This window comes from Corynebacterium sp. 32222D000AT (genome assembly GCF_053546955.1).
In genome coordinates this window covers 105,382-128,898 of record NZ_JBPPVW010000001.1, presented here as the reverse complement: position 1 = coordinate 128,898, position 23,517 = coordinate 105,382, and the positions used below count along the sequence as shown (strand labels likewise).

Below are 23,517 nucleotides of genomic sequence, written 5' to 3'. Positions count from 1 at the left end.
GAAATCCTTTCGCCGGAGATTAAGAAGACAATATTTATTTTAAGGTTGCGGTTACCCATTGTAGCGAGGAGCGCACCGTCGGTTTACTTCGGCGGTGCGCTGCGAATCGCGGCCTGAGGGAGGGACACAACGCCCACCTTCAGGCGGACGGAGGAGCGGCCCTAGAGCTTCGCGGACATGGTCTCGAGCAGCTCGTTCCAGGAGGCCACGAACTTGTCGACGCCCTCCTGCTCGAGTTGCTCGTAGACCTCCTCGAGGGAAACCAGCTGGGCCGCGTGCCCGCAGGTGCTGTTGGCGGTCTCCAGCATGCCGGTCAGGGCATCGCCCAGGCGCACGTCCGCGTCCAGGAACGCGTCCAGGGTGGCCTCCGGCATGGTGTTGACGGTCTCCGGGCCGGCCAGCTCGGTTACGTACAGGGTGGCGGGGTACTCTGGGTTCTTCACGCCGGTAGAAGCCCACAGCGGGCGCTGGAAGTTCGCGCCGGCCGGCAGCGGATCCGGGGCGGGCAGCCGCTCCGGGTGGAGGAAGGCGGACTCGAAGAAGCCGTAGCAGAGATTGGCTTCGGCCAGGCCGACCTGGCCGCGCAGCTTGAGCGCCTCAGGTGTGCCGATTTCCTCCAGGCGCTTGTCGACCTCGGTGTCGATGCGGGAGATGAAGATGGAGGCGACCGAGAAGATCTTGGTCACGTCCAAGCCGGCGGCCTCCGCGCGGCGGATGCCCTCCTTGTAGCGGTCAACGACCTTGACGTAGCGCTTCAGGGAGAAGATCAGGGTCACGTTGACGCAAATGCCTTCCGCCAGCGCGTCCTCGATGGCCTGCAGCGAGCCGTCGGTCGCCGGGATCTTAATCATCGCGTTGGGGCGATCGACTTTCTTCCACAGGTCGCGGGCCTGGTTCAAGGTGGCCTCGGCGTCGTCGGAGATGCGCGGGTCGACCTCGATGGACACGCGGCCGTCCTCGCCGTTGCTGTCGACGAAGACGTCGTGCAGCTCGTCGCAGGCGGCGCGCACGTCGTCGATGGCCAGGCTGTAGACGGCCTCGTCCACGGCCGCGCCCTGCTCCTTGAGCTTAGCGATGTCGGCATCGTAGGCCGTGCCCTGGGACATGGCCTTGGCGAAGATGGTCGGGTTGGTGGTCACCCCGACCACGCTCTTGGTGTCGATGAGTTCGCGGAGGTTGCCGGACTGCAGACGCTGGCGGGACAGATCATCCAGCCACGTCGAGGTGCCCATCTGGGCGAGCTTGTCAACGTTGTTCATGTGCGTTCTCCTTAAGGAAAATCTCGGGTTAGGTAGCTCGGTCGGGCGGGTGAAAAAACTACGCGCGGGCGGCGGCCAGGGACTCCTGGGCAGCCTCGACGACGGCCTGGGCGGTGAAGCCGAACTTCTTGAAGAGCTCCTCCGCCGGGGCGGAGGCGCCGTAGTGCTCGAGGGAGATGTTGCGGCCGAAGGTGCCGGTGTACTTGTGCCACGGCTGGGCCACCGCGGCCTCGACGGACACGCGGGCCCGGACCTTGGCCGGCAGCACCTGCTCGCGGTACTCGGCGTCCTGCTCCTCGAACCACTCGAGGCACGGGGCGGAAACCACGCGGGTGGGCACGGACTGCTCCTCGAGCACCTTGGCGGCCTCGACGGCGTACTGGACCTCGGAGCCGGTGGCAATCAGGATGACCTCAGGCTCGCCGCCGGTGGCCTCGACCAGGGTGTAGGCGCCGCGGCGCACGCCCTCGGCGGCCTTTTCCGCGGTGCCGTCCAGGATGGGCAGGTTCTGGCGGGTCAGCGACAGGCCCTTCGGGGCGGCCGGGCGCTCCAGGGCGGCGGTCCAGGCCTGGGCGGTCTCGTTGGCGTCCGCCGGGCGGATCACCGCCAGGTTCGGCACCGCGCGCAGGGCGGCCAGGGTCTCGACCGGCTGGTGGGTCGGGCCATCCTCGCCCAGGCCGATGGAGTCGTGGGTCCAGACGTAGTAGGTATCCGTGGACATCAGGGCGCCCAGGCGGATGGCCGGGAACTGGTACTCGGAGAAGATCAGGAAGGTGCCGCCGTAGACGCGCGTGTTGCCGTGCAGGGCGATGCCGTTCATGATCGCCGACATCGCGTGCTCGCGGATGCCGAAGTGAAGGTTGCGGCCGTAGGGCTGGGCGGACCAAGCGTCGGTGGTGATGGCGGTCGGGCCGAAGGAATCCGCGCCCTTAATCACGGTGTTGTTGGAACCGGCCAGGTCGGCCGAGCCGCCCCACATCTCCGGCAGGGCAGCGGCCAGCGCCTGGATGGTCGCCTCCGAGGCCTTGCGGGTAGCCAGCGGCTTGTCCTCGGTGGACCAGGTCGGCAGTTCGGCCGCGAAGTCCTCCGGCAGCTGGCGGGCCTGCATCCGGTCGAAGAGCTGCTTGGCCTCCGGGTTCTTTTCCGCCCAGGCGTCGAAGCGCTGCTGCCAGTCCGCGTGGGCCTGCGCGCCGCGCTCGACCAGCCCGCGGGTGTGCTCGAGCACGTCGGCGTCGATGTGGAAGGTCTCCTGCGGGTCGAAGCCCAGGATCTCCTTGGTGGCGGCGACTTCCTCGTCGCCCAGGGCGGCGCCGTGGGCGCCACCGGTGTTCATCTTGTTCGGCGCCGGGTAGCCGATGACGGTCTTGATGCGGATGAAGGAGGGCTTGTCGGTGACCTTCTGGGCTTCGCGCGCCGCCTTCTCGATGGCCACGACGTCCTCGCCGGACTCGACGGTCTGGACGTGCCAGCCGTAAGCCTCGTAGCGGGCGACGACGTCCTCGTTGAAGGCGATGTTGGTGTCGTCCTCGATGGAGATGCGGTTGTCGTCCCAGAAGACGATCAGGTTGCCCAGCTGCTGCGTGCCCGCCAGGGAAGAGGCCTCGGAGGTCACGCCCTCCTGCAGGTCGCCGTCGGAAGCGATGACGTAGACGAAGTGATCGAAGGGGGACTCGCCAGCCGGTGCCTCCGGGTCGAACAGACCGCGCTCCTTGCGAGCGGCCATGGCCATGCCCACCGAGGACGCCAGACCCTGGCCCAGCGGGCCGGTGGTGATTTCCACACCGTCGGTGTGGTGGACCTCCGGGTGGCCCGGGGTGCGCGAGCCCCAGGTGCGCAGGGCCTTCAGATCGTCCATCTCCAGGCCGAAACCGCCCAGGAAGAGCTGGATGTACTGGGTAAGCGAAGAGTGGCCCACGGACAAAACGAAGCGGTCGCGGCCGGCCCAGTCCTTATCCTGCGGATCGTGGTTGAGGATCCGCTGGTACAGCGTGTAGGCCAGCGGCGCGAGCGACATCGCGGTACCCGGGTGCCCAGAACCACAGTTCTGCACGGCGTCGGCGGCCAGCACGCGGATGGTATCGACTGCCCGGGTGTCCCGGTCGGTCCAATCCTCGGGGTAGCGGCGCTCGGTCATGGCCTGCAGCTCAGGCGACAAGGTAATTTCCGACACGGTAAATGGTCCTTACTAGCTCGGTGTTTTCGACATAGAAAAATTCCTCCCTCAGTCTAGTGAACTTTGCGGCCCCAAGGGAGCACCTCCGGGCGCAACTACCGAAGCCGGGGGAGAATTGTCCGGCGGACACACCAGCCGGCCCGGCGGTGGGGCGCCCAACTCGCTCGGCCCGCATTCGTTCTGAGCTGGGGCCGAGCAGCGACCGGCCGTCGCCAACTCAGGCGCCAGCCGGGCCGTACTGGGCCGGTGTCGAGGTGTCTCGACACGGCAGCGGAGAGAATTTAAGGTTTATCAGCCAAACGTTGTAGGCTGGCAGGGATAGGAAAGGCTGGGGCTGGACCAGCGCGCACTTTTTCGCGGCGCGCCTAGTCCGACTAAAGCCCCGTAGGAGCCTTCCCACCCGCCGGCGTTGTGAAGTTGGTAACGAATCACGGCGTGCGCGGAACTATCGCCCGCGAAGGGGCGACCACTTAACTGCGGCCTTTAGCGGCCGCCTTTTGACCACCAACCCGCTCGTGCCCAGGACGCTGGAGGATGATTCCTTGGAGACCATCAAGGCCTATATTGCGCTGACTAAACCGAGGATCATTGAGCTCCTCCTCGTCGCAGCAATTCCGGCGATGCTCCAGGCGCAGCGCGGTCTCGAGGCCGTCAGCGACAATATCTGGCTCATCCTCTCCACCCTCTTCGGCGGCTGGATGGGCGCGGCGGCCGCCCACACGTTCAACAACGTGGTCGACTACGACCTCGACCAGAAGATGCAGCGCACCCGCGCCCGCCCGCTGGTCCGCGCCAAGATCAGCAAGCGCAACGCCGCCATCTTCGCCTGGATCATGCTGGCGCTGTCCATCTTCTGGCTCGGGGTCATGGCCAACTCCTGGCTGGCCGCCTTCTTCGTCATCCTGACGAACTTGTTCTACGTCTTCGTCTACACGAAGTTTTTGAAGATGCGCAACGCCCAGAACATCGTTTGGGGCGGGCTGGCCGGCTGCATGCCGGCGATGGTCGGCTGGGCGGTCATCAAGGACAACGCCCCGGCCGGCGAGCCGGGCCAGTGGTGGCAGGCCATCGTGCTCTTCCTCATCATCTTCTTCTGGACCCCGCCGCACACCTGGGCGCTGGCCATGAAGTACAAGGAAGACTACCGCCGCGCCGGCGTCCCGATGCTGCCCGTGGTGGCCTCCGATCAGGAGGTGACCCGCCAGATCGTCTGGTACACCATCGGCACCGTCATCGTGTCCTGGCTCATCGTCCCGGCCACCTCCTGGATCTACCTGGTGGTCGCAGTGCTCTCCGGTGCGGCCTTCCTGTGGATGGCCATCCGCCTGCACCAGGGCGTCAAGGGCGGCCAGACGGTCAAGCCCATGCGCTTGTTCATCTACTCGAACAACTACCTGTCCGTGCTCTTTATCGGCCTGTCTATCGACGCCATCCTGGGCTGGCAGACCGTCGGCGAGGCTCTCGGCTTCTAATAGGCCCGCCGAACCGGCTTAACGCATAAGAAAACCCAGCCCGCCTCACCTCCCGTGGATAACTCCACGGGGCGGTAGGCGGGCTGGGTTTTAGGCGCTTAGGGTGCTAGGCGCGGGGGTTCAAGACGATGGAGCCGGTGGTCTTGCGGGCCTGCAGATCGCGGTGGGCCTGCTCGGCCTGCTCGAGCGGGTACTCGTTGCTCACGCGCAGGGTGAGGTGGCCGCTGCGAATCATCTCGACGACGGCCTGGGAGCGCTTCTGGAACTCGGCATCGGTAGCCGTGTAGGCGGCCAGCGACGGGCGGGTCAGGAAGATCGCGCCGTGGGTGTTGAGCACCTGGGGATCGATGGGGTCGACCGGGCCGGAGGCCGCGCCGAACAGGCAGACGGTGCCGCGCGGGCGGACGACCTCGAGGGACTCCTGGAAGGTGGCCTGGCCGACGCCGTCGTAGACCACGTCGACGCCCTGGCCGCCGTTGAAACGGCGGACCTGCTCGGCCAGCACGTCGGAGTAGCGGAAGACCTGGTCCGCGCCCGCCTCGTAGGCCAGCTGCTCCTTCTCGTCGGAGGAGACCACGGAGTAGACCGTGGCGCCTAGGTACTTGGCCATCTGGGTGGCCAGCAGGCCCACGCCGCCGGCGCCGGCGGTAATCAGGCAGGTGGAGCCTTCCTCCAGCTGGTAGACGCCGTGGGTGAGGTAGTGCGCCGTCATGCCCTGCAGCATCATGGAGGCGGCGATATTCAGCGGGAAATCGTCCGGTACCTGGGCCATGCGGTTGCGGTCCACGCAGACCTGCTCGGCGTAGGAGCCGAAGGCGTGGTGCCAGGCCACCAGGGTGCCCTCGGCGATCTCGCCGCGCGGATCGTGGCTGACGCGGCCGACGCCTTCCAGGCCGAGGATGAACGGGACGTTGGCGTTGTAGATGCCCTCGCGGTAGTAGGTGTCGATATAGTTAACCCCCGCCCGCTCGACATCCACGAGAACCTCGTTGTCGCTGGGGACGGGGGCATCCACGGACACGTACTCCAGTACTTCCGGGCCGCCGGTGCGCTTTACTTGAATAGCATGCATACACCCACGTTAACTGTTTTTAGCGCGCGGCGAGGGCAGCTTGGCGATCCGCGTAGTGCTTATCACCCTCGATCGAGCCCGTTTTGAGGCCCTCGGTGCCGCCGGTGCGGACGAAGCCGTAGGCATACAGAGCCGCGGTCAGGGCGGTGACGAGGGAGGACATCCCGATGTGCACCGGGATGGTCCAGCGGGGGATGCCCAGGCGGAACTGGATGACACCGATGGCCCACTGAATCAAAATAGCGACCACCAGGTACCAGCCGATGTTGCGCGGGCGGGCCGCGACCCGGTTGCGGTAGAGCAGGATGATGACGACCAGGGTCAGGGCTAGGTAGACGTACATGCACATCGCGTGGACCACGGCCATGGACTCGGTGTCTAGGTGGAGGCGGCCCAGCATGCCTTCCTCGGCGTCGCCCGCGTGCCGGCCCGAGCCGGTGACGAAGGTGCCGGTAATCAGCACGACGGCCAGGGCGGCCGCGGCGACGGCGGCCAGGTTGCGGATGGTACGCGGGAAGGCCTGGGTCGGGGTGCCGTCATCCGGCTGGCGCAGGCGGGTATACAGCAGCGCGGCGATCCAGACCAGGACCATCGACGGCAGGAAGTGCATGGCCACCGCCCACCACTTCAGCTTCAGGAAGACCGACAGGGCGCCGATAAGCGCCTGGACGAAGATGCCGGCGACCGAAATCCAGGCGTAGACCTTGAGCTCCTTGCGGCGGCGCGCGCGGTGCATGGCGAAGGCCGCGGCTAGGGCGGCGGCCAGCACCACGAAGGTCAGCAGGCGGTTACCGAACTCGATGAACTGGTGGATCAGCGGGGCCGTGCCCTCCAGCGGCACCAGCGAACCGGGGTGGCAATTGGGCCACGTCACGCAGCCCAGCCCGGAGCCGGTCACGCGGACGATGGAACCGGAGACCGTGATGCCGCCCTGGCACAGCAGCAGGATGAACGCGATGATGCGCTGCTGGCGCAGGCTGGGCACGCCGTTCCGGACGAAATTGCCCAGGCGGGAAAAGAACCCGGGGCGGGTATCGCCCGAGGCGGGGGAAGCAGAGGTTGTCACGTTGTCACTCACGGTCATTAGGGTACTCCGTTTGGGGGTCGAACTAAAAAGAAAAGTAGGGGTCAAGCTGGGTTTTTAGAAATAACTCACACTTAGCCCTCGAATCGGAACCATTTGGCCGCCGCCAACGACGCCGCGCCTGCCCAGACGGCCAAGACCAGCATCTGCACCCAGGGTAGGTGACCGGCGAACGCGTCGGCCAGTCCGCCCGCCAGTGCCACCGTGGGCACCACGTTGAGGAGCCCGTTCGAGCCGAGCCCCTGGCTGTACATCGCCCAGCCGACGACGCCCAGCAGCAGGAACCAGATGAGGTTGGCCAGCGCCAGGACGATCTCGGACGACAGCGTCCCGCCCAGGATGAGGCCGAGTGCGGTGAAGGTCGCCACGCCGAACAGCAGGATGATCAGGGCGAGCAGCACGCCCACCCAGCTGGCCCTAAAGCCCAGGGCCACGGCGATGACTCCCAGGACGATCACCTGGACGGTGACCATGGAGAGCACCGCCATGATCTTGCCGGTCACGATAGTCCAGGCGGGCACGCCGGAGGCGCCGGTGCGCTTGAGGGCGCCGTAGCGGCGGTCGAAGGCCAGGGAGATGGCCTGGCCAGTAAAGCCCGCGCTGGTGGCGGCTACGGCCAGCACCATCGGGAAGATCTGGTCGAGGTGAATCTCGTCCGCCAGCAACGGCATCCGGGCCGCGCCGAAGAGCAGCAGCGCCGGGATGATGATGCTGAGCAGCAGCTGCTCGCCGTGGCGGAGCATGAGCTTGGATTCGATGAGACCCTGGGCCCAGGCTAGTTTGGCTGCCGATGCCCGCTGCGGTGCCGGGCGGAAGGTGCCCGGCGGGAAGTCCGCAGCGCGCCCGACAGCCCGGGCGGAATCAGCAGGTGTGGTGGGTGTATCCATGGCTTTTCCCCTTAACTGCGTAGTTCGCGGCCGGTGAGATCGAGGAAGACATCCTCGAGGTTGCGGTGGGCGGTGTCGATGCGGTGGGCGAGGACCCCCTGGTTGGCCAGCGCCTGGGTCAGCCGGGCGAGCAGCTCCGGCGTGCCGGCGGCGTGGACGCGGTAGTGCAGGGGGCGGACCAGATCGAGCCCGATGCCGCAGTCGCGGGCAAAGCGATCCAGGTCGATGGCCTCGTCCGTGGACACCGTTACCTGCGGGTTAGCGGTGCGCGTCATCAACTCGCTAGGCGTGCCCTCCGCTATCAGCTCGCCGCGGTCGATAATCGCGATATAGTCCGCCAGGGCTTCGGCCTCGTCCATGAGGTGGGTGGTCAGCACGATGGTGGTGCCGTCGCGCTTGAGGGCATCGATGAGCCGCCAGACCGCCAGCCGGGATTGCGCGTCCATGCCGGCGGTCGGCTCGTCGAGGAAGACCAGCTCGGGCCGGGAGATAATCGCCAGCGCCAGGGAGAGGCGTTGTTTCTGGCCGCCGGAGAGTCGCCGGTAGGTGTTGCGGGCCACGCCCTCGAGGCCGAGCAGCTCCATCAGCCAGTCCGGGTCGTGGGGGTTCTGGTTGTAGCTGGCGGCCAGGTGCAGCATCTCGCGCACGCGGATGCCGGAATAGGAGCCGCCTCCCTGGAGCATGATGCCGATCCGGGCGCGCACCTGGTCAGCCTGGGACGTGGGATCCAGGCCGAGGACCCGGATGGACCCGGAGGTCGGGGCGATGAAGCCCTCGCACATTTCAATGGTGGTGGTCTTGCCGGCGCCGTTGGGGCCGAGCAGGCAGAGCATCTGCCCGCGGGGAACCCGCAGGTCGAGCCCGTTGACGGCGGGCTTGCCGCTGTAGGTCTTGTGCACCCCGCGGAGCTCTAAAGCTAAAGATCCATCGAAAGTTTTAGTCACACCGCTCTACCTTAGGAGATCAACCCGCGATCGGCGTAATAGCACCCACCAGATTCCGCCGACTATGACGAACATTACCGCCGCGGCGAGGTAGATGAGCAGGATGGTCATCGGCGGCAGGCCCAGGCCGCGGGGCAGGACGAAGAAGCTGACGATGGCCGAGTAGCCGACCACCGCGGCGCGGAAGACCAAGCGGTTGGCCCACGCAGCCAGGGGAAAGACCGCCCACAGGATGTACCAGGGGTGGACCACCGGGAAGAAGACGACCAGCACCAGCGTGGAGACCCCGAGCCCGCCGACGGGGTGGATGGAGCCGCGGAAGGTGGCGAAAAGCATGCGCACCATGAACACCCCGGCGACCAGGACGCCCAGGGTGCGGGTGACCGAGAGGATGGCGTCGGTGTGATCGCCGAGCCCCAGCTGCATGCCGATAAAGCCAGCGCCCACGCCCACGGAGGTGGTCGCCGACATCCAGGACCGGATGGTGGCCGCGCCGCCCTGGCCGGTGATCCAGCCCAGGCCGATGCCCGTGAGCACAGTGACCACGGCGATGGTCGCAATGAGCAGGGCCAGGTGGAGCGCGGCCGAGCAGGCGATGGCCCGCAGCGGGCTGGCACCCCGGTAATGGACCAGCGTGCGCGCCAGGGTCATGCCCACGAACCCCAGGGCGATAAAGCCGGTGACCTTGACCATGCCGGCGCAGGAGATGAGCGCGACGGACACGGCCAGGTAGCCGGCGATCGCGCGCCCGGCGGGGCTATTAAGCCGCGCGCCAGCCGGGAGATCCGCCACTCGGTCGGCGGCGCGCAGGCCGAATTCGACGCCGAGAAGGATGAGCCCCAGCATGATCGACTCGTTGTGGATGCCGCCGATGAGGTGGAGCACCGTCAGCGGGTTGAGGATCCCCAACCACAGGGCCGTGGCCACCTTGACCCGGCAGCGCAGCGCCAGCCGGGTCAGCGCCCAGCCGGCCGCGCCCACGCCGAGGATGGACAGCAGGCGGTGGGCGATAACGCCCAGGAGGATGGAGTCCTGGGTCAGCCAGCTGACCGCGCCCGCCAGCCCCAGGGCGACCGGCCCGTACGGGGAGGGCGAGTTGGCCCAGATGAACGGCACCGACCGGGCGAGCTCGTTTTCCGGGCCCAGCAGCTGGACCGGGCCTGCGGAATAGGGGTCCAGGCCGGCGACGACGATGGAGCCGTTCGCCAAGTAGGAATAGATGTCCTGGGTGAACAGGGGAGCGGTCAGGATAAGCGGGATGACCCAGCCGGCGAAGGTGCGCCAGATAAGGTGCGGGGCCACGGCCGGGTGTTGCCGCTGTGCCCGGCGCAGGGGCGCGCCCACGTAAGGCGCCATCAGCACCCAGGCGAGCACCAAGAGGGCCACGCCCAGAAAGACCAGGGCGGAGGCGGTCTGGAGCATGCGGGACATCAAGGAGCCGAAGGGGACGTTGTCGTAGGGGTTGCCCACCACGGGCACCGCACCCGCGCCCAGGCCGCCGAAGGCGATGAGGAGCGCGCCGACGGTGCCCATCCACCGCAGAACGAAAAAGCCGCGCAGATGGTTGACGGAATATCGCCCCCGACTACCCCCCGCGGGATCGACCGGCAGGAGGTCGAAGCGGGAGCCTCTTTCGCCGCCTGCAGTGCGCTCGGCGCGGGCCTCCGGCTCGTCGCTGGTGTGCAGCAACGCCGACCGAGAACCGGCCGTGCCCAGGCGGGGTAGCGCGGATCTCAGGGATCGGAGACCGTCGGCGAAAATCTGTTTCATCGGCGTCTACTTTACGCACTCCACCCGCGGGGGCCCGCGGGCGGCACGCCGATAACCTGCGTTGGTGGCATTCGGGAATGAATTAGGGAACACTAGTGTTGTCTAAAGTGTTAGCCCCGGTATCGAGGTGGCTGGCTCGGATACGACTTGTTAGGTGTGCACGGCCAGTGCGCAAGGAGGTGGAAGACATGACGAACAAGGCGCGAGCTGCCGCGGCGGCGAGCCCGGCAAAGGAGTCTCGCTCCACGGAGGGGGATACCCGCCGCCAAGTCATGCTTCTGCTGCTCAAGGACGGTCCGGTCACCGCTTCGTACCTGGGAAAGCGCCTGGGGCTTTCCGCCGCGGGCGTGCGACGCCATCTAGACATCCTGGTGGAAGAGGATTTGACGGAGGTGGTCCACCGTCGGCCGCACCCCAAGTACGGGGAACCGGCCGGGCGCGGGCGCCCCGCCAAACATTTCCGCCTCACCGACAAGGGGCGGGCCCAGTTCGGGCACGCCTACGACGAACTCGCCTCCGAAGCGCTGACCGCCCTTAGGGAAGTCGGCGGCTCTGCGGCCGTCAAGCAATTTGCGAAAGCTCGCATGGAGCGGTTGCTGGCGGACGTGGAACCCTTGGTCCAGGAGGGCGAATCCGTGGAAGAGATCGCGGCGGAGCTCGCCGCGGCCTTGGACGACCACGGCTACGCCGCCACCGTGACCAGCGCGGGCCAGGGAGTGCAGATTTGTCAGCACCATTGCCCCGTGGCTCACGTGGCAGCGGAGCACCCCGAGTTGTGTGAGGCGGAGCAGGAGGTCTTTTCCGCCCTGTTAGGCAAGCACGTGCAGCCTTTGGCCTCCATCGCGGACGGTCACGGTATCTGCACGACTAACATCCCCTTGACACCAATTTTTAAACAACGCAACTAATCTTCACACGCAGTGAGAAAGGAGCGGGTCATGACTCAGGCACAATCTGCGCCGGGTACCGAGGCCAAGATGACCGATGACGAGATCATCGAGTCCATCGGTGCGTACGAATATGGCTGGCACGACTCGGACGTGGCCGGTGCATCGGCACGACGTGGACTGAGCGAGGAGGTCGTTCGCGACATCTCCCGCCAGAAGAACGAGCCCGAGTGGATGCTCAACCAGCGGCTCAAGGCCCTCAACATCTTCGAGAAGAAGCCGATTCCCACCTGGGGCGCGGATTTGTCCGGGATCGACTTCGACAACATCAAGTACTACGTCAAGTCGACCGAGGAGCAGGCCCAGACCTGGGACGATTTGCCCGCCGACATTAAGGAAACCTACGACAAGCTGGGTATCCCGGACGCCGAAAAGCAGCGTCTGGTGGCTGGCGTCGCCGCCCAGTACGAGTCCGAGGTCGTCTACCACCAGATCCGCGAGGATCTGGAGCGCCAGGGCGTTATCTTCGTCGACACCGACACTGCCCTGCGCGAGCACGAGGAGCTGTTCAAGGAATACTTCGGCACTGTCATCCCGGCCGGCGACAACAAGTTCTCCTCGCTGAACTCCGCCGTCTGGTCCGGTGGCTCCTTCATCTACGTTCCGCCGGGAATCCACGTGGACATCCCGCTGCAGGCATATTTCCGCATCAACACGGAAAACATGGGGCAGTTCGAGCGCACGCTCATCATCGTCGATGAGGACGCTTACGTGCACTACGTCGAGGGCTGCACCGCGCCGATTTACAAGTCGGACTCCCTGCACTCCGCCGTCGTGGAGATTATCGTCAAGAAGGGCGGCCGTTGCCGCTACACGACCATCCAGAACTGGTCGAACAACGTCTACAACCTGGTGACCAAGCGCACCAAGTGTGAAGAGGGCGCGACCATGGAGTGGGTCGACGGCAACATCGGCTCCAAGGTGACCATGAAGTACCCAGCCGTCTGGCTGACCGGCGAGCACGCCCGCGGTGAGGTGCTCTCCGTCGCCTTCGCCGGCGAAGATCAGTTCCAGGACACCGGCGCGAAGATGACGCACATGGCGCCGCACACCTCCTCGAACATCGTGTCCAAGTCCGTGGCCCGCGCCGGCGGGCGCGCGGCCTACCGCGGCTTGGTTCAGGTCAACCAGAACGCGCACCACTCGACCTCCAACGTGGAGTGCGACGCCTTGCTGGTCGACAGCATCTCGCGTTCGGACACATACCCCTACAACGACATCCGCAACGACCACGTGACCTTGGGCCACGAGGCGACCGTCTCGCAGGTGTCGGAGGAGCAGTTGTTCTACCTGATGTCGCGCGGCATCGCGGAAGAAGAAGCAATGGCTATGATCGTGCGCGGTTTCGTTGAGCCTATCGCGAAGGAGCTCCCGATGGAGTACGCCCTCGAGCTCAACCGCCTCATCGAGCTACAGATGGAAGGATCGGTGGGCTAGTCCCGATGGTGAACTCAAACGAATTTTCTGCTCGTAAGAACCCGAACCAGGTCACCAAGGGTGATCTCTTCGGTTCCTTCGACGTGGCGGACTTCGACATCCCGAAGGGTCGCGACGAGGTGTGGCGCTTTATCTCCCTGCGCAACCTCCGCGGCCTGCACAACGGCGAGTTTGCTGAGGCCGTAGCCCAAGACGTGAAGGTCACCGGTCCGGACGAGGTCCGCACCGAGACGGTCGCTCCCACCGACGAGCGGCTGGGCCGGGCCGGCAAGCCCACCGACCGCGTGGCTGCCCAGGCATGGACCTCCATGCCGGAGGCCCAGGTCGTGACCATCGAGCCGGAGGCCCGGCTGGAGGAGCCGACCATCGTGACGATCACCGGCCGCGGCGACGGCGTTACCAGCTTTGGCGCGACCTCTATCGAGGTCGGCCACCACGCCGAGGCGACCGTCGTGCTCAAGTACGAGGGCTCCGGCACCCACGCTGACAACGTCGAATTCGTCATCGGCGACGGCGCGCACGTCACCGTCATTGTCGACGCCGACTGGGAAAACGACGCCGTCCACCTGTCGCACCAGGCCATCAAGATGGGCCGCGACGCCACCCTGCGCCACAACTCCGCCATCTTCGGCGGCGAGATCGTGCGCATCGTCCCGCGCGTGACCTTCAGCGCCCCGGGCGCCGACGTCGAGCTGCTCGGCGTCTACTTCGCGGACTCCGGCCAGTACTTCGAAAACCGCATGCTGGTCGACCACTCCGTGCCGAACTGCCGCTCCCGCGTGCTCTACAAGGGCGCTCTGCAGGGCGACAAGAAGGCCGAGTCCCGCACCTGCTGGGTGGGCGACGTGCTCATCCGCGCCGACGCGCAGGGCACCGACACTTATGAGACGAACAACAACCTCATCCTGACCGACGGGGCGCGCGCCGACGCGATCCCGAACCTGGAGATCGAGACCGGCGAGATCACGGGCGCCGGCCACGCTGCGACCGTCGGCCGCTTCGATGACTTGGAGCTGTTCTACCTCATGTCCCGCGGTATCCCGGAGGCAGAAGCCCGCCGGCTCATCATCCGCGGCTTCTTCAACGAGGTCATCAACCGTATTCCGGTCGAGTCCCTGCGCGAAGAGCTGGAAAACCGTGTTTCTGACGAGCTAGCGAAGATCAACGCCTAGCGCCCCTGCTGAAACCCACGCAACAGAAAGATTAAATCGCTATGTCAACTCTGGAAATCAAGAACCTCCACGCCCAGGTGCTCCCGAACGAAGAGGGCGAAGAGCCCAAGGAGATCCTCAAGGGCGTGAACCTGACCATTAACTCCGGTGAGACCCACGCCATCATGGGGCCGAACGGCTCCGGCAAGTCGACCCTGTCTTACGTCATCGCCGGCCACCCGAAGTACGAGGTCACCGAGGGTGAAATCCTCCTCGACGGCGAGAACGTCCTGGACATGGAAGTAGACGAGCGCGCCCGCGCCGGCCTCTTCCTGGCCATGCAGTACCCGACCGAGGTCCCGGGTGTGAAGATGAGCCAGTTCCTGCGCTCGGCCGTCACCGCTACCCGCGGCGAGGCCCCGAAGCTGCGCGAGTGGAACAAGGAACTGACCGCGGCCCGCGAGCAGCTGCAGATCGATAAGTCCTTCGCTCACCGCTCCGTGAACGAGGGCTTCTCCGGCGGCGAGAAGAAGCGCCACGAGGTCATGCAGCTGGACATCCTGAAGCCGAAGATGGCCATCATGGACGAGACCGACTCCGGCCTGGACGTGGACGCGCTGCGTATTGTCTCCGACGGCATCAACCAGTACCAGGAAGAGACCAACGGCGGCATCATGCTGATTACGCACTACAAGCGCATCCTCAACTACGTGAAGCCGGATTACGTCCACGTTTTCGCTCACGGCCAGATCGTTAAGACGGGCGGCGCCGAACTGGCGGACCAGCTCGAGGCCGAGGGCTACGACAAGTTCGTCAAGTAAAGCTGGAGACTATGTCAGCACTAGATACTCAAGCTATTCGGGCGCAGTTCCCCGTCCTCAGCCGCACCGTGCGCGGGGATAAGCCGCTGGTCTACCTCGACTCCGGGGCGACCTCGCAGCGGCCCCTGCCGGTGTGGAAGGCGGAGGAGGACTTCGTCCTGCACACCTTCGCTCCCGTCCACCGCGGCGCCTACCAGTTGGCCGAGGAAGCTGACGATGCCTATGAGTCCTCCCGCCAGGCAATCGCCGCCTTCGTGGGCGCCGACCGGGACGAGATCGCGTTTACGAAGAACGCGACGGAGGCCCTTAACGAGGTGGCCTACGTCTTGGGCGACGACCGCGCCGGTGACCTAGCCGTCACGGCCGATGACACCATCGTCATCACCGAGCTGGAGCACCACGCCAACCTGGTTCCGTGGCAGGAACTGGCCCGCCGCACGGGCGCGACCCTGAAGTGGTACTCGGTGACCGAGGACGGCCGCATCGACCTGGACTCCCTGGAGCTCGACGAGTCCGTCAAGGTAGTCGCGTTCACCCACCAGTCCAACGTGACGGGTGCCGTCGCCGACGTCGCGGAGATCGTCTCCCGTGCGAAGGCCGTGGGTGCTCTCACCGTCTTGGACGCTTGCCAGTCCGTCCCGCACATGCCGGTCGACTTCCACGCCCTGGACGTTGATTTTGCCGCGTTCTCCGGGCACAAGATGTGTGGCCCTTCCGGCATCGGTGTGCTCTACGGCAAGGCCGAGCACCTAAAGGCCCTCCCGCCGTTTCTGACGGGCGGCTCGATGATCGAGGTCGTCAAGATGGAGGGCACCACCTTCGCCGCGCCGCCGCAGCGCTTCGAGGCCGGGACCCAGATGACCAGCCAGGTCGTTGGCCTTGGCGCAGCGGTCAAGTACCTGTCCGAGATCGGCATGGACAACATCCAGGCGCACGAGCATGAGCTGACCGAGTACGCGCTGGAGCAGCTGAACCAGATCGAGGGCCTGACCATCGTGGGGCCCACGACGGCAGAGCGCCGCGGCGGGGCGATTTCCTTCCTCGTCGACGGGGTCCACCCGCACGATATGGGCCAGGTGCTTGACGATCAGGGCGTGGCCATCCGCGTGGGTCACCACTGCGCGTGGCCGGTGCACCGCGCGGTGGGTGTGCAGTCCACGGCGCGCGCTAGCTTCTACCTGTACAACACGCGCGAGGAAGTCGACCAGCTGGTCGCCGCCATCAAGAAGGCGCAAGAATTCTTTGGAGTGGTGTAGATGCTGGACTCGATGTACCAAGAGGTGATCCTGGATCACTACAAGAACCCGCAGTACAAGGGCCTGCGGGAGGGCCACCAGGCGGAGGTTCACCACGTGAACCCGTCCTGTGGCGACGAGCTGACCTTGCGCGTCAAGCTGTCCGAAGACGGCAAGACGGTCGAGGACATTTCCTACGACGCGGAAGGGTGCTCGATTTCCCAGGCCTCGACCTCGGTGATGGCCGAGGAGATCGTGGGCCAGCCGCTGGAGGTGGCCAACCAGAAGCTCGCCGAGTTCGAGAAGATGGTGACCTCCCGCGGCAAGGAAGAGGGCGACGACGAAATCATCGGTGACGGCGTGGCCTTCGCCGGGGTTTCTCAGTACCCAGCCCGAGTCAAATGCGCGTTGCTAGGCTGGAAGGCATTCCAAGCCGCTGCAGGCGACGCACTCAACGAATTGGAGCACTAATGACCCAGCCCACTGACCCGTACCAGAACGAGTCCTCGAGCTTTGATGGGGGCCGCGAGCGCCCCGAGCAGACCGAGGAGCAGATCGCGAAGGCCTACGACGTCGCTGAGTTCCTCCGTGACGTCATCGACCCCGAGCTCGGCATCAACGTCGTCGACCTCGGCTTGGTCTACGAGATCTGGATGGAAGAAAACGAGGGCAAGGAAAAGGCCGTCGTTAACATGACGCTGACTTCTCCGGCGTGCCCGTTGACCGACATCATCGCCGAACAGGCCGAGCAGGCGGTCGTGGGCAACAAGGTAGCCGACCAGTTGGAAATCAACTGGGTCTGGATGCCGCCGTGGGGTCCGAACATGATCACCGAGGAGGGGCGCGAACAGCTCCAAGCCCTCGGGTTCGCCGTCTAGGCTCGACTTCGTTTTCTCTCACTTAGCCAGGCTCCTTGGTTCGTCCAGGGGGCCTGGCTTTGTGCTGCGCGGAAGTTGATAGACTAGCGGGTTGTGATTGTTACCAATGACTTGGAAGTTCGCGTCGGCGCCCGTACCTTGCTCAACGCCCCGGGCCAACACCTGCGCGTCCAGCCGGGGGACCGCATCGGGCTCATCGGACGCAATGGTGCCGGAAAGACCACCACGATGCGAATCCTGTCGGGGGAGACGGAGCCCTACGGCGGTTCGGTGACCACCTCCGGGCCCATCGGCTACCTGCCGCAGGACTCCCGGGAGGGCAATATCGAGCAGTCCGCCCGCAACCGCGTGCTTTCTGCCCGCGGCCTGGATGAAATCCAGCGTTCCATGGAAAAGCAGCAGCACATCATGGAAAACACCGACGACGACAACAAGCGCGACAAGGCGATCGCGAAGTTCTCGCGCCTGGAGGAGCGCTACCAGGCGCTGGGCGGCTACGAGGCCGCGGCCGAGTGCGCCCAAATCTGCGACAACCTGGGCCTGCCGCAGCGCGTGCTGGACCAGCAGCTCAAGACCCTGTCGGGCGGCCAGCGCCGCCGCGTGGAGCTGGCCCAGATCCTCTTCTCCGCCACCGCGGGCGCGGGCAAGTCGAACACGACCCTGCTGCTGGACGAGCCGACCAACCACCTGGACGCGGACTCGATTACCTGGGTGCGCGGCTTCCTGGCCAAGCACGAGGGCGGCCTCATCATGATCTCCCACGACGTGGAGCTGCTCGAGGCCGTCTGCAACAAGATCTGGTTCCTCGACGCGGTCCGCGCGGAAGCCGACGTCTACAACATGGGGTACAAGAAGTACCTCGACGCCCGCGCTACCGACGAGGCCCGCCGGCGCCGCGAACGCGCCAACGCGGAGAAGAAGGCCGCGGCGCTGCACAAGCAGGCCGCGAAGCTGGGCGCGAAGGCGACGAAGGCCGCGGCCGCGAAACAGATGCTCGCCCGCGCTGATCGCATGATGAACGAGCTGGACGAGGTGCGCGTGAGCGACAAGTTCGCCAGCATCAAGTTTCCTGAACCGGCCCCCTGCGGCAAGACCCCGATGAACGCCAAGGGCCTGACCAAGATGTACGGCTCCCTAGAGGTCTTCGCCGGCGTGGACCTGGCCATCGACAAGGGCTCCCGCGTGGTGGTACTCGGCACCAACGGCGCGGGCAAGACCACCTTGCTCAAGCTGCTCGCCGGGGTGGAGCGCACCGACGGCGAAGGCGGCATCGTCAGCGGCCACGGCCTGCGCATCGGCTACTTCGCCCAGGAGCACGACACCATCGACGGCGACAAGACCGTCTGGGAAAACACCATCGAGGCCTGCCCAGAGGCCGGCCAGCAGGACCTGCGCGGACTGCTCGGCGCGTTCATGTTCTCCGGCGACAAGCTGGAGCAACCCGCCGGCACGCTCTCCGGCGGTGAGAAGACCCGCCTGGCCCTGGCCACGCTGGTTTCCTCGCGCGCCAACGTCCTGCTGCTGGACGAGCCGACCAACAACCTGGACCCTATCTCCCGCGAGCAGGTCCTGGACGCCTTGCGCACCTACACCGGCGCCGTCGTCCTCGTGACCCACGATCCGGGTGCGGTCAAGGCCCTCGAGCCCGAGCGCGTCATCATCATGCCCGACGGCGACGAGGACCTCTGGTCGGACGAGTACATGGAGATCGTCGAGCTGGCCTAAACGCCTCACCGCTTACGCCCCCTGCCATCCGTGTGCCCAGGCGGCAGGGCAGTAGCGGGGAAGCTCGAAACAAAAAGCACCGCCGCGGGCTGCCAGGAAGGCAGGCCGCGGCGGTGCTTGTATGTATGGGTTGGCTTTAGCGCAGCCAACCGAAGCTCAGCAGGAATGCTTCGAGCTGAATCATCTCGTCGGTATCGGGGGCGTGGCCGGCGATAGTCTCGAAGGCCGCTGCGGCCTCCTTGGTGCTCGCCGGGGTCGAGTCAGCCTCGACCAAGTATTCAGCCACCGCGGCGTCGACCGGGATAGCAGAAATGGTATCCACGCCGGTACCGGTGAGAGAATCCTTGAACGTATCAGCAATGCCATCCAGGATGGTGCGCATTGTGGTCATCATGATTCACCTCCACGTGAATACGGATCGTCTCGATAGTTGATAGCTCAATTATAGGACGGTCGTTCTGTGAAAGCAACCCCTAGGTAACCGAGTGTTAACCTTTTGTTCACTTTATGGCCGGGCGGTGTGGCCCGGCCGGTTTTAGAGGCCGCCGAAGAGCTCCATGCCGAAGTAGTGGGCGATGGTGTCGCGGGCAATCCAGACGATGGCGAGGATGATGACGGCAGCGAGCACGGCGTAGACGGTCCAGCCAAGCACCTTCATCTGGGGGCTGGCCGGGGTGTCGTCCACCACGACGCCATCGGCGTTGCGGATGGGATCGCCGGTCATGCACCGCATGCCGAGTGAAAACAGGAGCGGAATGCCGGCGCCAAAGAGAAGGGCAAGCCCGGCGACGTGGAGGATGGACTGGAAAATCTCGGTGACGGTCATGGCGTTTAGCGACCTTCCTGCGCGTTAGTGGAATCGGATGCGGCGACCGGCTGAGCAGACGCGGTGGCGGCGGCAGCGACGGGCTCCTGGGGGCGGGACATGGAGGAGTCAACGGACTCCGAGTCCTTGTTCCAGTCCTCGTTGACGTTGGAGGCGTCGACCGGGTTCATGCGGGAGCGGACAACGATGAGGGCGGCCATGGCGACCAGGAGGACGAAGTCCACGATGGCGCCCACCGTTAGTGAAGAGAAGGCGGATACGCCGTGGGCGAGCCACCAGCTGACAAAGCCGACGAAGGCGGCGCAGGGCAGCGTGATCAGCCAGGCCGCGGCCATGCGCATGGCCACGCCCCAACGGACGTCGGCGCCGCGCTTGCCGAGGCCGGTGCCCATGATGGAGCCGGTGGACACGTGCGTGGTGGACAGCGCCATGCCGCCGGTGGCTGAGGTCAGGATGATGGCGGCCGAGGTGGCCTCAGCGGCCATGCCCTGCGGGGACTCGATTTCGACCAAGCCCTTGCCCAGGGTGCGGATAACGCGCCAGCCGCCGGAGAGTGTGCCGGCTGCGATGGCGATTGCACAGGCGAAAATGACCCAGGTCGGGATGCGCGACTCGGCGGAGGTCTCGCCAGCGGCGACCAGCGCCAGGAAGATAACGCCCATCGTCTTCTGCGCGTCACCGGCGCCGTGGGCCAAGGACACCAGGCAGGCGGTCACGATCTGGCCGTGGCGGAAGTGTTCGTTCTTGACCTTCGTCGGGATGGTGTTGGTGACCCAGTAGATCAGGGCGGTGGCGCACGCGGAAACGAGCGCGGCGATGACGGGGGAGGCCAGGGCCGGGATGATGATCTTGCCGGCGATGGAGGACCACTCCACGCCGCCGGAGCCCATGGCGGCGAAGGCCGCGCCAATCAGGCCACCAAACAGCGCGTGGGAGGAGCTCGACGGCATGCCCAGCAGCCAGGTGAACAGGTTCCACAGGATGCCGCCGATAAGGCCGGTGAAGACCACCATCAGCAGGGCCTGGCCGTCGGCCGGCACTGCGCCGGTGCCCGCGCCGGAGAGGTCATAGGAGTCCAGGTTGACGATTCCCTTAGCCACCATGGCGGCCACGTTAACGGAGAGGAACGCGCCCACCAGGTTGAGCGCCGCGGAGATGGCTACCGCGGTAAAAGGCTTGAGCGCGCCCGTGGCAATCGAGGTCGCCATGGCGTTGGCCGTGTCGTGGAAACCGTTGGTGAAGTCAAAAGCGATGGCGGTAATCACCACGATCGCCAGGATGATCAGAGTCGCTGTCACAGTGTCGGCCCCTTGCAGTGCATGATTTGAGTAGTACAGAGTGCATCTGCGGCGCCCAAGCGTCGCGGACGGTCCGAAACATTACTCCTGCCTCGAGATTTGAACAATTTAGTTCATGCACCTATCTGAATTGTCACACTAAATTAATTCCCAGGTTGCATGGTGTTAACCGGCCGTTAACCTAGGTGGGCTTCGCCACCTCCGCGGAGGTGGCTAACGCAACACCAAAAGCGCCGATTTCTCCCGAATTAAACACTAAAATAGGGGATAACATTTCACTACTTTGCGCCGACCGTGACGCAGGAAAAGGAGTCAACCATGTCCTGTTCGTGGGATAAGTGCCAACACGACCTGAACAAGCGCTGGTCGCAGCTCTCTTCAGCCGAGCAAAAGGGCGTTATCGGCGCCCTCGTCCTGGACGGCGTCCTCAAGGCGACCGCGTGGCACTACCTCTACCACCTACCCAGCCGCAAGATCCGCGGGCCGAAGTGGCTCTGGGCCATTATCACCGCCGTCATCGGCACCTTCGGCCCCGCCGGCTTCCTCCTCGGAGGCATCCGGCGCCGTTAGAACCTAACGCACTTAGTGGCAGCCCTGGCTTTGGCTAGGCTGCCACTTTTTCTTGTTCGGGGTCCTCGCTACCTTTGGAGGTCAATTTTGTGGGAGTGTGCTGGGCAAACGTATTGAAGGTTAGTGCAGTGTCCATGCGACTCTCGTGGAGAATCTTCCGTTTGGTACTTTTATTCAGTCCGAGTGTTTTAGGGTCTTAAGAGAAGTGTGCGCAGGGCAATACTATTTCGCTCTTTTTGTCCTGTGTGTGAGTGGCTTAGTGGCCCCGGCGCTGTGCAGTTAATCCTGCGCACGTCAGGAGACGACGGCCGAAGGTTTAAGCATCTCCCGCAAAGGAATCCATGACTGTCTACCTAGAAAACGTTGAGGTGAGGCGCGGGCGGCGCGTCACGTGCTCGGTCCCGCGGCTGGAATTGGATGAACGTCCGACGTTGCTCTTGGGGCCGAACGGCGCGGGCAAGACCTCGTTGATGAACGTCGCCGCAGGGATTCTGCATCCCTCTTCCGGCAGGGTAGTTCGCAGCGGAAGGACCATCTACGTCCCGCAAAAATTCACGCCCATCGTTGGGTTCAGCTGCCTGGAGTACTGCGCGTATGTGGCGTGGTTGCAAGGGCAAACCTCGGCTGCCGCACGCGCCGATGCGCCGCGGTGGTTGGATTCCGTGGGGCTTGCCTCTTTGCGCGGGCACCGGTGCGACCGATTGAGTGGCGGTGAGGCTGCCCGCCTGGGGCTGGCGACTGCGCTGAACAGCGCGGCAGACACGTTGCTGCTCGACGAACCGAGTGCCTCTTTGGATCCACTGAGTAAACAGCAGCTGACGGAGACGTACCAACGCGTAGCAAGCAGCGGGCATTCGATAGTTGTCTCGACGCACGACCCGGGCGAGCTGCAGGCGCCTTTTCCCGAGTGCTAGTCGTCTTAGAAGGCGCTATTGCTTTCGACGGGAGCCGGGACGAGTTTCGCCAGTTGGGGGAAACCGGTTCAGGGCCCGTGGCGGTGCTCGCTCGGTCTTTCGTGGAAAGGGGGCAGAGACCATGACACGCCTATTTGGTCTGTCGCACTGGCTGCGCCGCCCGTCAGTGTGGTTGGTGATCGTGGGGCTAGCCATCCTTTTGGTGCCACTGGGGGAGTTGACCAGTGGCGGGTACGGCCAATCGGCACTGGCGCAGGCTACCGTCTCATTCTTCGTGGCGGTTCCGGCCAGCGTGTGCGCCGTGGCCTGGGAAGCCTCCCGGTTCCGAGCACTTCGGCCACTGTCACCACGGACCGGGCTGAAGATTTTCGCCAGCCGTGCCGGAGGCTTCATCTTCGTCCCCCTCGCTGGTTTTCTGCTGGGGCTGGTGTTGCTCCTGCCCGGCTCGTCTGCGCCGAACCTGTCCACGTTGACCGGGATGGTGTTGTACTGCCTGGTAGTCGGGCTGGCCTGGTCGGTCGTCGGCTTCTGTTTGGGACTTATGCTCCGCCCGGTCTTTGCCATTCTGCTAGGCGTCGCGGTTCCGTACGTCTGGTACGCGCTGACCCCGGCCCTGCAGCCCGGCCGGCTACGGGTATTGACCGGAGATTTTACGGCATGCTGCGCACTGGATCGCACGATAGATCCGCAGGCTGTGCTGGTTGCAGCACTCAGTGTGAGCGCATTGGCTTTAGCGGTGCTAGGACTCACGGCGGCGGTATCGCGCGGACGAGTCCATGTCGGGGTGCCCCTAAGCGTTGGAGCCTCAGTAGTCAGCGCGGTGCTTGCTTTTGCGCTCGCTGGCACCGTCGGCGTGGGCGGGGGCAAACCTCGCGCGGCAGAGGAGATCCGGTGCGTGGACGAGGTGTGCACGTGGCCGGAAGTCCCAGAGCACAACGTCGAGCTCAATGTCCAGGCCCTAGACGAGATCAACGAGCTCGTCCCGGAAGGGCTCCGGCCCTGAGTCACCGGCCCCGTGGTCTGGGACGCCGCGTCCGGTGGGCAGCTTCTCTTT

22 protein-coding genes are annotated in these 23,517 nt (G+C 65.2%); 12 read left to right on the top strand and 10 right to left on the bottom strand.

Going from position 1 to position 23,517, the window contains the following annotated elements:
* Nucleotides 1-161: 161 nt before the first annotated feature.
* Nucleotides 162-1,259, bottom strand: coding sequence for a transaldolase (gene tal, locus ACEE23_RS00630; RefSeq protein WP_448871182.1), 1,098 nt, complete (start codon nucleotides 1,257-1,259; stop codon nucleotides 162-164).
* A 58-nt stretch (nucleotides 1,260-1,317) separates the two neighbouring features.
* Entirely contained in the window at nucleotides 1,318-3,393 is a 2,076-nt protein-coding gene (gene tkt, locus ACEE23_RS00625; RefSeq protein WP_368521242.1) for a transketolase, read from the bottom strand.
* A 581-nt stretch (nucleotides 3,394-3,974) separates the two neighbouring features.
* Here tkt and ACEE23_RS00620 point away from each other — a divergent pair.
* Complete coding sequence (locus ACEE23_RS00620; protein WP_368519428.1) at nucleotides 3,975-4,904, top strand: heme o synthase; 930 nt, start codon at nucleotides 3,975-3,977, stop codon at nucleotides 4,902-4,904.
* A gap of 106 nt (nucleotides 4,905-5,010) precedes the next feature.
* Here the strand turns inward: ACEE23_RS00620 and ACEE23_RS00615 are convergent, their stop codons facing one another.
* The 5 genes from ACEE23_RS00615 to mptB form a co-directional block, all read right to left on the bottom strand.
* Entirely contained in the window at nucleotides 5,011-5,976 is a 966-nt protein-coding gene (locus tag ACEE23_RS00615) for a quinone oxidoreductase (protein WP_368521172.1), read from the bottom strand.
* A gap of 19 nt (nucleotides 5,977-5,995) precedes the next feature.
* Nucleotides 5,996-7,060: a COX15/CtaA family protein gene (locus tag ACEE23_RS00610; protein ID WP_409338157.1), complete on the bottom strand. Its 1,065-nt coding sequence runs from the start codon at nucleotides 7,058-7,060 to the stop codon at nucleotides 5,996-5,998.
* 74 nt (nucleotides 7,061-7,134) lie between these two features.
* The gene (locus tag ACEE23_RS00605) at nucleotides 7,135-7,947 is read right to left on the bottom strand and encodes an ABC transporter permease (protein WP_368519299.1); all 813 of its coding nucleotides are present in this window, start codon (nucleotides 7,945-7,947) and stop codon (nucleotides 7,135-7,137) included.
* Nucleotides 7,948-7,958: 11 nt separating this feature from the next.
* A complete protein-coding gene (locus ACEE23_RS00600; RefSeq protein ID WP_409338156.1) occupies nucleotides 7,959-8,891 on the bottom strand; it encodes an ABC transporter ATP-binding protein in 933 nt (310 codons plus the stop codon).
* A gap of 6 nt (nucleotides 8,892-8,897) precedes the next feature.
* A complete protein-coding gene (mptB, locus tag ACEE23_RS00595; protein ID WP_448871185.1) occupies nucleotides 8,898-10,661 on the bottom strand; it encodes a polyprenol phosphomannose-dependent alpha 1,6 mannosyltransferase MptB in 1,764 nt (587 codons plus the stop codon).
* Between the two features lie 188 nt (nucleotides 10,662-10,849).
* On the opposite strand from mptB, the gene ACEE23_RS00590 reads away from it, so the two are divergent.
* From ACEE23_RS00590 to ACEE23_RS00555, 8 genes are all read left to right on the top strand, one after another.
* Nucleotides 10,850-11,569 (top strand): helix-turn-helix transcriptional regulator, encoded by a 720-nt coding sequence (locus ACEE23_RS00590; RefSeq protein WP_368519302.1) that lies wholly within the window; start codon nucleotides 10,850-10,852, stop codon nucleotides 11,567-11,569.
* Nucleotides 11,570-11,599: 30 nt separating this feature from the next.
* A complete protein-coding gene (sufB, locus tag ACEE23_RS00585; protein WP_368521170.1) occupies nucleotides 11,600-13,045 on the top strand; it encodes a Fe-S cluster assembly protein SufB in 1,446 nt (481 codons plus the stop codon).
* Between the two features lie 5 nt (nucleotides 13,046-13,050).
* The gene (gene sufD / locus ACEE23_RS00580; protein WP_368521169.1) at nucleotides 13,051-14,217 is read left to right on the top strand and encodes a Fe-S cluster assembly protein SufD; all 1,167 of its coding nucleotides are present in this window, start codon (nucleotides 13,051-13,053) and stop codon (nucleotides 14,215-14,217) included.
* Between the two features lie 41 nt (nucleotides 14,218-14,258).
* On the top strand, nucleotides 14,259-15,017 hold the full coding sequence (gene sufC, locus ACEE23_RS00575; RefSeq protein ID WP_368519305.1) for a Fe-S cluster assembly ATPase SufC: 759 nt from the start codon (nucleotides 14,259-14,261) through the stop codon (nucleotides 15,015-15,017).
* 11 nt (nucleotides 15,018-15,028) lie between these two features.
* A complete protein-coding gene (locus ACEE23_RS00570; protein ID WP_448871188.1) occupies nucleotides 15,029-16,273 on the top strand; it encodes a cysteine desulfurase in 1,245 nt (414 codons plus the stop codon).
* Entirely contained in the window at nucleotides 16,274-16,723 is a 450-nt protein-coding gene (gene sufU / locus ACEE23_RS00565) for a Fe-S cluster assembly sulfur transfer protein SufU (protein WP_290221825.1), read from the top strand.
* Nucleotides 16,723-17,130, top strand: a complete 408-nt coding sequence (locus ACEE23_RS00560) for a metal-sulfur cluster assembly factor (protein WP_070768020.1) — start codon at nucleotides 16,723-16,725, stop codon at nucleotides 17,128-17,130. The genes sufU and ACEE23_RS00560 overlap by 1 nt, the downstream gene beginning before the upstream one ends.
* A 93-nt stretch (nucleotides 17,131-17,223) precedes the next feature.
* Nucleotides 17,224-18,855: an ABC-F family ATP-binding cassette domain-containing protein gene (locus tag ACEE23_RS00555; RefSeq protein ID WP_448871191.1), complete on the top strand. Its 1,632-nt coding sequence runs from the start codon at nucleotides 17,224-17,226 to the stop codon at nucleotides 18,853-18,855.
* Between the two features lie 136 nt (nucleotides 18,856-18,991).
* On the opposite strand, the gene ACEE23_RS00550 is transcribed toward ACEE23_RS00555, so the two are convergent.
* The 3 genes from ACEE23_RS00550 to ACEE23_RS00540 all read right to left on the bottom strand — a co-directional run bounded on the left by ACEE23_RS00550 (nucleotide 18,992) and on the right by ACEE23_RS00540 (nucleotide 20,979).
* Entirely contained in the window at nucleotides 18,992-19,249 is a 258-nt protein-coding gene (locus ACEE23_RS00550) for a hypothetical protein (protein WP_368521166.1), read from the bottom strand.
* Nucleotides 19,250-19,390: 141 nt separating this feature from the next.
* On the bottom strand, nucleotides 19,391-19,681 hold the full coding sequence (locus tag ACEE23_RS00545) for a hypothetical protein (RefSeq protein ID WP_368519310.1): 291 nt from the start codon (nucleotides 19,679-19,681) through the stop codon (nucleotides 19,391-19,393).
* Between the two features lie 5 nt (nucleotides 19,682-19,686).
* Complete coding sequence (locus ACEE23_RS00540) at nucleotides 19,687-20,979, bottom strand: anion permease (protein WP_448871194.1); 1,293 nt, start codon at nucleotides 20,977-20,979, stop codon at nucleotides 19,687-19,689.
* Nucleotides 20,980-21,297: 318 nt separating this feature from the next.
* Here ACEE23_RS00540 and ACEE23_RS00535 point away from each other — a divergent pair, with 318 nt between their 5' ends.
* From ACEE23_RS00535 to ACEE23_RS00525, 3 genes are all read left to right on the top strand, one after another.
* The gene (locus ACEE23_RS00535; protein ID WP_368519312.1) at nucleotides 21,298-21,549 is read left to right on the top strand and encodes a hypothetical protein; all 252 of its coding nucleotides are present in this window, start codon (nucleotides 21,298-21,300) and stop codon (nucleotides 21,547-21,549) included.
* 341 nt (nucleotides 21,550-21,890) lie between these two features.
* On the top strand, nucleotides 21,891-22,463 hold the full coding sequence (locus ACEE23_RS00530) for an ATP-binding cassette domain-containing protein (protein ID WP_368521164.1): 573 nt from the start codon (nucleotides 21,891-21,893) through the stop codon (nucleotides 22,461-22,463).
* Nucleotides 22,464-22,584: 121 nt separating this feature from the next.
* Nucleotides 22,585-23,466 carry a hypothetical protein gene (locus tag ACEE23_RS00525; RefSeq protein ID WP_448871196.1) on the top strand — a complete coding sequence of 294 codons (882 nt, stop codon included), beginning with the start codon at nucleotides 22,585-22,587 and terminating at the stop codon, nucleotides 23,464-23,466.
* The last annotated feature ends 51 nt before the right edge of the window (nucleotides 23,467-23,517 follow it).

What these genes read in the sequence shown, in the direction of transcription:
- ACEE23_RS00530 (WP_368521164.1), top strand. Translation starts at nt 21,891, where the DNA reads ATGACTGTCTACCTAGAAAACGTTGAGGTGAGGCGCGGGCGGCGCGTC.
- tkt (WP_368521242.1), bottom strand. Translation starts at nt 3,393, where the DNA reads ATGACCGAGCGCCGCTACCCCGAGGATTGGACCGACCGGGACACCCGG.
- ACEE23_RS00615 (WP_368521172.1), bottom strand. Translation starts at nt 5,976, where the DNA reads ATGCATGCTATTCAAGTAAAGCGCACCGGCGGCCCGGAAGTACTGGAG.
- sufU (WP_290221825.1), top strand. Translation starts at nt 16,274, where the DNA reads ATGCTGGACTCGATGTACCAAGAGGTGATCCTGGATCACTACAAGAAC.
- ACEE23_RS00550 (WP_368521166.1), bottom strand. Translation starts at nt 19,249, where the DNA reads ATGATGACCACAATGCGCACCATCCTGGATGGCATTGCTGATACGTTC.
- ACEE23_RS00570 (WP_448871188.1), top strand. Translation starts at nt 15,029, where the DNA reads ATGTCAGCACTAGATACTCAAGCTATTCGGGCGCAGTTCCCCGTCCTC.
- ACEE23_RS00610 (WP_409338157.1), bottom strand. Translation starts at nt 7,060, where the DNA reads ATGACCGTGAGTGACAACGTGACAACCTCTGCTTCCCCCGCCTCGGGC.
- sufB (WP_368521170.1), top strand. Translation starts at nt 11,600, where the DNA reads ATGACTCAGGCACAATCTGCGCCGGGTACCGAGGCCAAGATGACCGAT.
- ACEE23_RS00545 (WP_368519310.1), bottom strand. Translation starts at nt 19,681, where the DNA reads ATGACCGTCACCGAGATTTTCCAGTCCATCCTCCACGTCGCCGGGCTT.
- mptB (WP_448871185.1), bottom strand. Translation starts at nt 10,661, where the DNA reads ATGAAACAGATTTTCGCCGACGGTCTCCGATCCCTGAGATCCGCGCTA.
- ACEE23_RS00605 (WP_368519299.1), bottom strand. Translation starts at nt 7,947, where the DNA reads ATGGATACACCCACCACACCTGCTGATTCCGCCCGGGCTGTCGGGCGC.
- sufC (WP_368519305.1), top strand. Translation starts at nt 14,259, where the DNA reads ATGTCAACTCTGGAAATCAAGAACCTCCACGCCCAGGTGCTCCCGAAC.
- tal (WP_448871182.1), bottom strand. Translation starts at nt 1,259, where the DNA reads ATGAACAACGTTGACAAGCTCGCCCAGATGGGCACCTCGACGTGGCTG.
- ACEE23_RS00560 (WP_070768020.1), top strand. Translation starts at nt 16,723, where the DNA reads ATGACCCAGCCCACTGACCCGTACCAGAACGAGTCCTCGAGCTTTGAT.
- ACEE23_RS00525 (WP_448871196.1), top strand. Translation starts at nt 22,585, where the DNA reads ATGACACGCCTATTTGGTCTGTCGCACTGGCTGCGCCGCCCGTCAGTG.
- ACEE23_RS00590 (WP_368519302.1), top strand. Translation starts at nt 10,850, where the DNA reads ATGACGAACAAGGCGCGAGCTGCCGCGGCGGCGAGCCCGGCAAAGGAG.
- sufD (WP_368521169.1), top strand. Translation starts at nt 13,051, where the DNA reads ATGGTGAACTCAAACGAATTTTCTGCTCGTAAGAACCCGAACCAGGTC.
- ACEE23_RS00535 (WP_368519312.1), top strand. Translation starts at nt 21,298, where the DNA reads ATGTCCTGTTCGTGGGATAAGTGCCAACACGACCTGAACAAGCGCTGG.